At 72.1% G+C, this 10246-nt stretch carries 6 protein-coding genes; 1 reads left to right on the top strand and 5 read right to left on the bottom strand.

Translation table 11 applies throughout. The features are described 5' to 3' along the window. Window positions 1-296 precede the first annotated feature (296 nt). Window positions 297-1262 (bottom strand): ROK family protein, encoded by a 966-nt coding sequence (locus ACGFZA_RS41495; protein ID WP_393686204.1) that lies wholly within the window; start codon window positions 1260-1262, stop codon window positions 297-299. A gap of 994 nt (window positions 1263-2256) precedes the next feature. Between ACGFZA_RS41495 and ACGFZA_RS41490 the strand changes: the two genes are divergently transcribed. After that, window positions 2257-3552, top strand: a complete 1296-nt coding sequence (locus ACGFZA_RS41490; RefSeq protein WP_393686202.1) for a cellulase family glycosylhydrolase — start codon at window positions 2257-2259, stop codon at window positions 3550-3552. A gap of 84 nt (window positions 3553-3636) precedes the next feature. Here the strand turns inward: ACGFZA_RS41490 and ACGFZA_RS41485 are convergent, their stop codons facing one another. From ACGFZA_RS41485 to ACGFZA_RS41470, 4 genes are all read right to left on the bottom strand, one after another. Next, window positions 3637-5655 (bottom strand): family 20 glycosylhydrolase, encoded by a 2019-nt coding sequence (locus ACGFZA_RS41485; protein WP_393686200.1) that lies wholly within the window; start codon window positions 5653-5655, stop codon window positions 3637-3639. Between the two features lie 421 nt (window positions 5656-6076). Beyond that, a complete protein-coding gene (locus ACGFZA_RS41480; protein ID WP_393686198.1) occupies window positions 6077-8044 on the bottom strand; it encodes a glycogen debranching N-terminal domain-containing protein in 1968 nt (655 codons plus the stop codon). Beyond that, window positions 8041-9432 carry a trehalase family glycosidase gene (locus ACGFZA_RS41475; protein WP_393686196.1) on the bottom strand — a complete coding sequence of 464 codons (1392 nt, stop codon included), beginning with the start codon at window positions 9430-9432 and terminating at the stop codon, window positions 8041-8043. Before ACGFZA_RS41475 ends, ACGFZA_RS41480 begins: the two co-directional genes overlap by 4 nt. Further along, on the bottom strand, window positions 9429-10229 hold the full coding sequence (locus tag ACGFZA_RS41470) for a TIM barrel protein (RefSeq protein WP_385280961.1): 801 nt from the start codon (window positions 10227-10229) through the stop codon (window positions 9429-9431). The genes ACGFZA_RS41475 and ACGFZA_RS41470 overlap by 4 nt, the downstream gene beginning before the upstream one ends. Window positions 10230-10246: the final 17 nt, after the last annotated feature.

The raw sequence follows: 10246 nt of genomic DNA, 5'->3' as shown, positions 1-10246 counted from the left end.
TCGAGGGCGAACACACCGGCTCCGTACAGGTACCGACCCCCTCCCTCACCCCGCGCGGCTCCACCGCCCAGGCACCCGCCCACAGCTGACAGCGGATCCGCGAGGCATCGTGGCTTCCCCGCCCGGACCGGGCGGGGAAGCCACGATGCTTTCCGGCGCGGGGAGGCCGCGGTTCAACGGGGGAGGAGCGTTCACTGCGTGTCACGGGAGGCTCCCGTCGACGGAGCCGAGGGCCGAGGCGCCGCAGAACCCGGCGCGCCGAGGGCCGAAGCGCCACGGAACAGGCTCACCCCGGGCTAAGCACGTGTCCCTGCCGCGAGTGCGACGGTGCCGAGCTGCGAGGAGGCGACGGCGGCCGCCCCGATGAGACCGGCGTCCAGGGCCAGGAGCGCCGGTACGACGGGCAGCCCTCGGGTGAAGTCGAGGACGGCGTAGTCGGCCATGCGCCGCCGCAGGGGAGCGAAGAGCGTGTCGCCGGCCTGCGCCACGCCTCCACCGATGACCACGACGTCGAGTTCGACGAGCGCCGCCGTCGCGGAGATGGCCGCGGCCAGCGCCTGGGCCGCCCGCTCGTACGCCCCCCGTGCCTGCGGATTCCCCGCCCGCGCCGCCTCCGCGACCGCGGCCGCGGTCGGGGCCACCCCGGCAGGAGCCGACCACCCGGCCGCCTGCGCCTGCGCGGCTATCGCCGTACCGCTGGCAAAGCCCTCGACACAGCCGGGAGCGCCGCACGGGCACAGCGAACCGTCCAGGTCGACCGTGATGTGCCCGATGTGGCCGGCGTTCCCCGTCCGGCCGGTGCGGAGCCGGCCATCGAGGATCAGGCCGCCCCCCACCCCGGTGGACACCACCATGCACAGCGCGTTCTCGAACCCCCGCGCCGCGCCGCGCCAGTGCTCCGCCGCGGCCATCGCGACGGCATCCCCGACCAGGACCGGCCTCAGCCCCACCGGCAGCCGCGGGTGGGCGGCCACCTCGTCCACCAGCGGGAAGCGCCGCCAGGCCGGGATGTTGACCGGGCTGACCGTGCCTGCGGCGGTGTCGACCGGACCCGCGCTGGCGATGCCGAGGCAGGTCATCTCGCCCCACATCGGGTGGGCCGTCAGTTCGTCGACGACCGAGGCCACCGCCGCCATGAGCTCGCCGGCGGACTTCTGTGCCGGAGTCGGCCGCTGCGCGCGCACCATCACCGTGCCTGCGTCGTCCACGAGCGCTCCGGCGATCTTCGTGCCGCCGATGTCCAGTGCTCCGTACACCGCCACGTCACACACCTTTCGTGAGGGGAGCGGTTCCGTCACTCCGGGGGACACTCTGACCCGTAGTGACAACGTTGTCTAGTTAACAGTTTAGTTAAGGTCAAGGTTTAGTAATGAAGGGAGGCGGGTGGGGTGGTGCCCCGGGGTGTCGACGCGTCCACGCCGTGTGCGGTCGCGCGTGGTCATGTGCGGGTGGGAACTGCCGGCGCACGGCGCCTGGAACCTCCGTGGCGCAGCCGCGTTCTGTTGCTGAACCGGCGGGCGCCGGGACCGGTGCCGAGGTCGATGCCGGGATCGGGTCAGGCCGACGTCCGTGCGCTGCCGTTCGGGGGTGAAGGTCGTCGGTGGCGGTGGGTGGGCCGAGTGCGACGCCATGCGCGCGCACCCCGCACCCGGTCGGGCGCCACCGGCCGGCGGCCAGGCGCCGACCACCGCCCCGGCCCGTCCGGGGTAAGCGGGCCGCGGCTCGGAGGGTAGGGGCGGTGCGAGGTTGGCCTCGGTGGCGCGATGAGATGAACTCCCTTCCTGTACCGGTTTATTGGAGAGGACCGTAGGGTGATGCTGCGTGACTGTCAATCGATCCAGATGATCCTGTTCTTGCTGGTCCGCGATCCATCTTCGGTACCCGGCTGGGCTGGCCAGGGCGTTTAGCGGTTTAGCTAAGCCCAGGGTTTTCTGTGCGGTGGACGGATCACGAACACGCTATTGACAGGGACGTAACAGCCGGTGCCTCATGGTGTGGCGACGAGCCGTTCGAGCCTCCTTCCGGTCGAAGTCGCAGTCGGCCGACGTCAGTTGACCGGCGAAGCCCCCACCATCACGACGCCTGCGAAGCCTGCCTTCGGGGACACTCCCGCCGAAGTGCGCGCGGCGCTCACCCAGCGTGCCCGCCCGGGCCCATGCGGACGTCGGACATCGTTGTCATGGGGTGTCGCCCGTTCCGTGACCTCGGCCCGTTCCGTACCCGTCCATGCACCCGCATGCGTATCCGAGGAGAGAAATGCGAAAGCCGAGAAGCACACTGTTCACAACGGCGGGCATGGCGTTCGCCGCCGCTCTGGGCCTGCTGGGCTCGATCGCCGGCCCTTCCGTCGGTGAGGCCGAGGCCGCGCCCACCGGTATCCGTGTCAGCAACGGACACGTCGTCGAGGGGAACGGGAACGAGTTCGTCATGCGCGGGATCAACCACGCCTACGCCTGGTATCCCGAACGGACGACCGCCATCGCCGACATAGCGGCCAAGGGTGCCAACACCGTCCGCGTCGTCCTCGGCAGCGGCGACCGGTGGACGAAGACGAGCGCATCCCAGGTCTCCACCCTCATCGGCCAGTGCAAGGCCGCCAAGGTCATCTGTGTGCTGGAGGTGCACGACACCACCGGCTACGGCGAGGACGGTGCCGCCAGCACCCTCGACAAGGCCGCCGACTACTGGATCGGGGTGAAGAGCGCGCTGGAGGGGCAGGAGGACTACGTCGTCGTCAACATCGGCAACGAGCCGTACGGCAACACGAACGCCGCGGCCTGGACCGGTGCCACCAAGAGCGCCATCAGCAAGCTGCGGAACGCCGGCATCGGCCACGCACTGATGGTGGACGCCCCCAACTGGGGTCAGGACTGGTCCGGGACCATGAGGGACAACGCGGCCTCGGTCTTCGCGTCCGACCCCGACCGCAACACCATCTTCTCGATCCACATGTACGGCGTCTACGACACCGCCGCCGAGGTGCAGGACTACCTGCACCACTTCACGGACAACGGACTGCCGCTCGTCGTGGGCGAGTTCGGTGACCAGCACAGCGACGGCAACCCCGACGAGGACGCCATCATGGCGACCGCGCAGTCGCTGGGCGTGGGCTACATCGGCTGGTCCTGGAGCGGCAACGGCAGCGGCGTCGAGTACCTCGACATGGTCAACGGCTTCGACGCGAACTCCCTGACCACCTGGGGTAACCGCATCATCAACGGTGCCAACGGCATCGCCGCCACCTCCGAGACCGCCACCGTCTACGGCGGCGGAGGCGAGACGGGCGGAGGCACGGCTCCCAACGGGTATCCGTACTGCGTCAACGGCGGCTTGTCCGACCCGGACGGTGACGGGTGGGGCTGGGAGGACAGCCGCTCCTGTGTCGTTCCCGGCGGCGGCGCCGACACCGGCGAGGGTGGGACGGGCGGAGGCACGGCTCCCAACGGGTATCCGTACTGCGTCAACGGCGGCTCGTCCGACCCGGACGGTGACGGGTGGGGCTGGGAGGACAGCCGCTCCTGCGTCGTCCCAGGCGGCGGCGCGGACAGCTGACGGTGCCCGCGCGTGGGGCTCCGCGTCCGCGCCCCGGTGGGATGGGGCGGGCTGACGGCCCCACGCGCGGGGTCCGGCCGCCGGTCACGGCGGCCGGACCCGCCCGCCCGCGTGGGGGGTTGCGGGCAGGGTGCGGTGGCGGGCGCCCGACGACCGGCGCAGGCGTAGGCGGCGACTGCCGACGATCCCGCGCGTGCTGGTGGTCGGAGCCCGGGTCCTGAAGCCGCGGCACGAGGTGTACGGCCCGAGCCCGGTCATCGAGGACCTGTACGCCCACCGCTGGGATCTCCTCCGGCCGCGCAAGGCACCCTCAGGACCGGTGCGCCAGCTGTCTCCGCCGGCGCTGACGGCGAAGGTCCAGGCTCCGATCCGGCCGTTGGTTCCGCCGTCCTGGCGTGGCACGTAGCGGAATCCGGCGATCTGCCGTTCGGCGCCCAGGTCCAGGCCCACGTGGTGGGGGTACTGCGCCGTGGCCGCACTGTAGGCGGTGTGCCAGGCGGTGTACGGGTTGTCGTCGAGGACGGCGGCGCCGCCGCCGTCCTCCGCGGCGGTCTCCTCGCTGTCCGCGCTCGCGGTCATCCCGTCCTTGGACAGCGCGGTGAGATGCCCGGTGGGTGAGCCGGGCGGGGCACCGACCGCGTCGACGCGGCCGAGGAAGGCCCAGACGGAGGACTCCCGCGGCGAGCCCCACGTGCACGCGGCCAGCACCTGAAGGGGTCTGCGGGCGAAGTGGTCGAAGAAGGCGACGCTCTGGGACTCGGCCGCGTCCGCCCAGCGCGCGGCCTTGTAGCCCAGGACGCGCCCGCCGCCCGTGTCCGGTGAGGGAAAGGTGTAGTCCTCGTACGCGTCACGGAGATCGACGTATCCGTACTGGCCGGGCTTCCGGCCCAGCCCCGGACTCACGTACAGCACCGGCTCGGGGGCGGCGACCACCGTGTACCCCTTCGAGACCAGGGGCGTCGGGTCACGGTCGATGTAGTCGTCGAGGACGATCGTCCGGTCGGGAGCGATCGAGGACTTCTGGCCGTACTGGTCCCACCACTCCCACGCCTGGGTGGTCTTCCCGTGCGAACGGACCTGAGTGTTCAGGGTGTTGAGGAAGTCGACGAAGACGTCACCGGTGTACTGGAAACCGCGGGCGTCGCGGTACGCGGTGAGTTCGGGGCAGGCGTTCTTCTTGTCGTCCAGGCCGATCTCGTCGCCCCCGACGTGCACGTACGGGCTGTCGAACAGAGGAATGACGGCCTCGAAGAGGTCATGGACGAAGTCTCGGGTGTGCTGCTCGGTGATGTCCAGCGTCCACCCCCCGCGCTCGCCGCCGGGCCACGTCCCGTAGTCCATCGACGCGCAGGCGGAGCGCAGCGACGGGTCGTAGGCGGTGAGGACGTTGGAGTGGCCGGGCACGTCGATCTCGGGAACGACGTCGACGTGGTAGATGCGTGCGTAGTCCTGGAGTTCGCGCAGTTCGGCCGGGCTGTAGGCATCGTCCGATGCGAGGCCGGGGAACTCGTCCAGGCGGATCCGAAAGCCCGACCAGTCGCTGAGGTGCAGATGGAAGGTCGTGAGTTTCTGCCAGGCCATCTCACGGATCTGGGCCTTGAAGTAGCTGAGCGGGAAGTACTTGCGGCCGACGTCGAGCATCTGGGCGCGCTGTTCGGTGTCGGGCCAGTCACGGGCCGTCCCCCGGGAGATCGCGGTGCGGTGGCCGTCGAGTTTGAGGGCCTGCTCGATCGTCTGCGTCGCGTAGAACACCCCGGTGTCACCGGCGGCCTGGACGGCGAGCACGTCGCCGATGTCCAACGCGTATCCCTGGGAGCCGAGTCGGGCATCTGTGCCGTCGGAACGCAGGAAGATGTCACCGGCCCGTGCGGAGGCCGCGGTGACGACGGGAAGGCTCCGCCCGGTCACGGTGGCGAGGTCGGAGGCGAAGGTGCGGGCGGTGGTGTCCAGCGTGGCGGCACCGGCGGGGTGAAGCACGATGCGCGAGCCGCTCGTCAGGCTGAACTCCCCTTGGCCGCCGCTCCATTCGCGGAGGCCGGGCTGCACCGGGGGAGCGGGATTGACGGGTTCGGTGGCGGCGCCCGGGGCACTGAGGGGGGACAATCCCCGCGGCGAACAGCGTGGCCACCAGGACATGGCGGATGAGTCGTCTCATGCGTGCAACCATCCTGAGGTTCGACAACGATGCGACATCTGATGTCAGACCTTAGGAGTGAACCCTCTACGTGGCTGGCCGATGGCGCACCCGGGACCCTCTTCGGCGGGCGCCCTGAACTTGCCTGCGGCGACGCCCTGTTCGAGTTGTGCGACGTGTTGCCGCGCACGGCCCGGTCCGGTCCGCACGCTCGCGGACCCGGCTCGGCCCCGAGCGCCGGCTCGCGGTACCGCGAGCCGGCGAGCAGGCTCTCGCGGTACCGCGAGCCGAACGCTGTCACTGGAGCGGCGGGGTCGTCACGGCTTGTCCTGAGGGGCGCTGGGCCGCCGGCCGTCCACGACCGGCGCCGGTTGCAGACGGCCGGCGGCGTCAGCCGTCCAGGGGGCGCTGCCCCAGCGCCGTGAGTATGGCCAGTGGTGTCGCCGCCGCCCAGGCCTGCGGGGAGCAGGAGTGGGGATAGGGCACCGGGCGCGGATGGTCCGTGCGGCCGTAGCCCGCCATCACCTCCGGCAGCCGGTCACCGTGGTGCGCCGCCGCGTCCAGCAGACCGCGCGCGACCGTGCGGGCCTCGTCCGCCAGGCCGCAGCGGGCGAGCCCCAGCACGGCCACCGCGTTGTCGTGCGGCCAGCAACTTCCTCGGTGGTACGAGAGCGGGTGGTAGCCGGGCTGACCGGAGGCCAGAGTGCGGATGGCCCATCCGGAGAAGAAGTCGGGTTCGAGCAGGCGCCGCCCCACGAGGTGGGCGTGCGTGCGGTCGAGGATTCCCGACCACAGCAGATGTCCCGCGTCCGAGGCGAGGGAGTCGACCTGCCGGCCGTGGCCGTCCAGCGCGAGCGCGGGGAAGCCGGGGCCCGGCATCCAGAAGTCCCGCAGGAAGCGGTCCCGTAGCGCGGCCGCTGCCGTGTCCAGTTCGTCGGCCCAGTCGGCGTCGTCCCAGACCGCGCGGGCCAGCCGGGCTGTCCGTACCAGCGCGTCGTACGCGTAGCCCTGCGCCTCGGCCACCGCGATCGGCCCTTCGGCCTGAGTGCCGTCGAGGAAGCAGATCGCTCCGGCCGAGTCCTTCCAGTTCTGGTTGACCAGCCCCTCGGGATCGGGTGTGTAGACCAGGTAGCCGCCGTCGTCCAGGCCGCCGTCCCGGAACATCCACGCCACGGCCGCGCGGGCATGCGGTTCCAGCCGGGCGGCGAGGGCGCGGTCGCCGGTGGTCCGGGTGTAGCTGTCCAGGAGCACCAGGAACAGGGGGGTCGAGTCCACCGACCCGTAGTAGCGGCCGTACGGGACCTGGCGGAAGTGGGCCAGTTCGCCGTGCCGGATCTCGTGGACGATGCGGCCCGGTTGCTCACCGCGGTACGCGTCGTACTTTGTGCCCTGCGTCGCCGCTAGGGCGCCGAGCGTGCCCGCCGCGAGCTCGGGCCGGTAGGGGAGCGCGAAGAGGGAGGTGAGCACGGAGTCGCGGCCGAACAGCGTGAGGAACCAGGGCACTCCGGCCCCGGGCACCGTCAGGTCCTCCCCGTCCGGTCCGACGGCGGGCACCCGCAGTGCCGCGAGGTCGCTCAACCCCCGGGCGCAGGCGGCGGCCAGTCCCGCGGGCGCGTCCGCCGGCATGGGCAGGGGCTCGTCACCGACGAAGCCCGCGATGTCGGCTGCCCGGTCCGCCGCCGCCCGCGACGGCACGACAGCGGGTGCCGGGCCGGCGGTCGCGCCGTGCGGGTGTGCCGCGACGGTGAGCAGAAGTTCCGCCGTGCCGTGTGCGGGCAGCTCCAGCCGCCACTCCAGCCGGTGGGCCGTCTCCCGCCCCTCGACCGGCACGGTCGCCGACGGGGACGGCACCGCCGACACCGTCGTACGGGAGAGCCAGTCACCGCGCGCGTAGGCAAAGTCGATTCCGCCGGGACGCGGGAGGGCGGTGCGACGGGCGTCGTCCTTGCCGTAACGCCGCCCGTCGGAGCGGAGTTCGAACTGGTCGGCGAAGTCGCAGTCCACGCTCAGGGCAACGAGTGCGGTGGTGGCCTCCGTACGGTTACTGACCAGCAGGAGCCGCTCCGTGAGCCCCCCGGAACCGAGTGCCTGCTCGCGGAAGACGGTGTACGCCGGGGGCTCGTCGCGGGTGCCCGGCGGGGTCAGCACGCAGCGCGCGGAATCCTCGCCGGCCGACGGGACCAGCACGCCGGGCGCCGCGCCGTCGACGGTCAGGGACCACAGGCTCAGATGGCGTGCGTCGCGCAGGAACAGTCCGTCGGGTGAGGTGCCGTGGCTGCCGGTCACACCGCCGTCCGCGCCGACGACGGCGAAGGTGCCGGCGCGCACCAGCGTGGTCGTGGCCGCGGTGCCGTTCATGCCCGTGCTCCGTTCGAAGGGCCGTCCGGGCGAGCGGGGTCCTCATCGGACCGGCCGGCGGCCAGCAGGTCGAGGGTGAGGGCCGCCGTCCACCCGAAGTCGCGGGTGCCCCGGCCCTGCTCGGTGAACGGATCGACGTACTCGGCGAAGTCGCTGGCCTGCGCGGCGGCCAGCATCGAGGTGCGCAGCCGGTCCGCCGCGGCCGTTCGGCCGTACTGCCGTAGACCGCGTTCCAGCAGCCAGTTGGTGTTGAACCAGGCGGGCCCGCGCCAGTACCGGGAAGGGTCGAAGGCGGGTCCGGTGACGTCGTACGAGGGTGCCATCGGCAGCCTGCCGAGCCGGAAGGCGTCACCCGTGGTCGTGGCGGTCAGTGCCTCCACCACCGCGTCGGGGAGCCCGGGAACGATGAGCGGGATGATGCCGGCGACACTGCGTTCGGCGATGAGGTGGCCGCCGACCAGGTCGCGGCTGAGGAACATCCCCGCGGCGGGCGACCACAGCCGCTCCACCAGCGCCCCGGTCAGGCGCGCCGCCCGCTCCTCGTGCGGTCCGGGGTCGGCGCCGGTCTCGGCGGCGATCCGGGCGAGCGCGTGCTCGGAGACGATGAGCAGCGCGTTGACGCACGGATCCTCGACGGCGAACGCGTGGTCGGTGCCCGCGTCCGCGTACCCGCTGTCGCGGTAGTCGGTGGCGAGGCGGACGTAGCGCCCGTAGTCCAGATCGGTGGGGCGCTCGGCCGGCTGACCGTGATCGAGGTCGGCGCGGTGGTAGGTGCCGGGCGCGGCCGGCTCGACGCGCTCCAGGGGGCCGTCCCAGCAGGGGCTGTTGTCCATCCCCGGTTCCCACGGGTGCACCATCGCGGCGAGGCCGCCGCCGCCCAGGTCACGGGGGCCGGTGAGGTAGTCGTGCCAGGCGGCCAGGCGCCCGTACACCCGGGGCAGGAAGCCGCGGCGGCGCGAGGCCTCGGGGTCGGCGCAGTGCACCAGCCAGGCGGCGAGCGCGTGCACCGGCGGCTGCACGATTCCGGAGGTCTCGGTCCCGGCCGGGGCACCGGCCGCCGCACCGGAGCGGGAGGAGCGCCAGAAGTCCGGGCTGGGGAAGTAGGCGTTGAGGGGGACCGCGGGGCTGAAGACGATGTGCGGGACACGCCCGTCGGCCCACTGGGCGCCGAGCAGGGTCTCCAGCTCGCGCTGGGCGCGCCGTACCGAGAGGTGGCGCAGGCCGATGGCGATGAACGCCGAGTCCCAGCTCCACTGGTGCGGGTACAGGCCGCGGGAGGGGACCGTCGAACCGCCCGTCCAGTTCGCCAGCAGGACCCGTGCCGCGCCGCGCCGAAGGGTCAGGGCGTCGGCGGCGGCGGGCACGGGGGTTTCGAGCAGCGAGGTCATGCGCCGGACCTCCGCAGGAACGCGGGGATCGAGCGGACGGCCGCGACGGGGTCGCCGGTCAGCCGGCACTCGGCGGCGAGGTAGCCGTCGAAGCCGATGCTGTGCAGCGCGGCGATCCAGGCCGGCCAGTCCAGGTGACCGGCGCCCGGCTGGAACCGGTTGGAGTCGCTGACCTGGGCGTGGCCGATGTACGGGGCCGCGGCGAGGATCGAGGCCGAGGGGTCGGCCTCCTCGATGTTCATGTGGTAGCTGTCGATACCGATGCGGACCGAGTCCAGACCGACCGCGCGGATCAGGTCGACGGCCTGGTCCAGGCGGTTCACCATGTGGTCCTCGTACCGGTTCAGCGGTTCGAGATAGAGGGTGACGCCCTCCTGCCGGGCGTGCTCGCCCAGCTCGGTGAGTCCGGTGAGCAGCACCTCGCGGTCCTCCTCCTCGGTGCGCGGCGGCTCGAAGGGCGGCAGCCGCCGCGAGAACATCCCGTACGAGGCGGGGGTCTGCACACCGAGCGCGCCGATCTCGGCCGCCACGCTGAGCTGCGACTTCATCTGCTCCAGTGCGTCCCGGCGCAGGTCCTCGTCGAACGCCGCGAAGAAGTGCAGCATGTCGACGCACACGGTCGGCATGACGACGCCGTCGGCGCGCGCCTGCTTCAGCTCGGGCAGCCGGTCGCGGAACCGGAACTCGCCGGCGGAGCGCAGTTCGACGGCGTCGAAGCCGGCGTCCTGGGCAAACGCCCACTTCTCCTGGAGGGTGTCGCCGGGGAGCAGCTGTTCCTGGCAGGCGGTCTTCAGCATGGGATGCCTTTCGGCGC

Source organism: Streptomyces sp. NPDC048211, from assembly GCF_043202315.1.
In the GTDB taxonomy this organism is placed as follows: Bacteria; Actinomycetota; Actinomycetes; order Streptomycetales; family Streptomycetaceae; genus Streptomyces.
The sequence above is the reverse complement of the archived record's forward strand: the minus strand, read 5'-3'. Positions and strand labels throughout refer to the sequence as shown.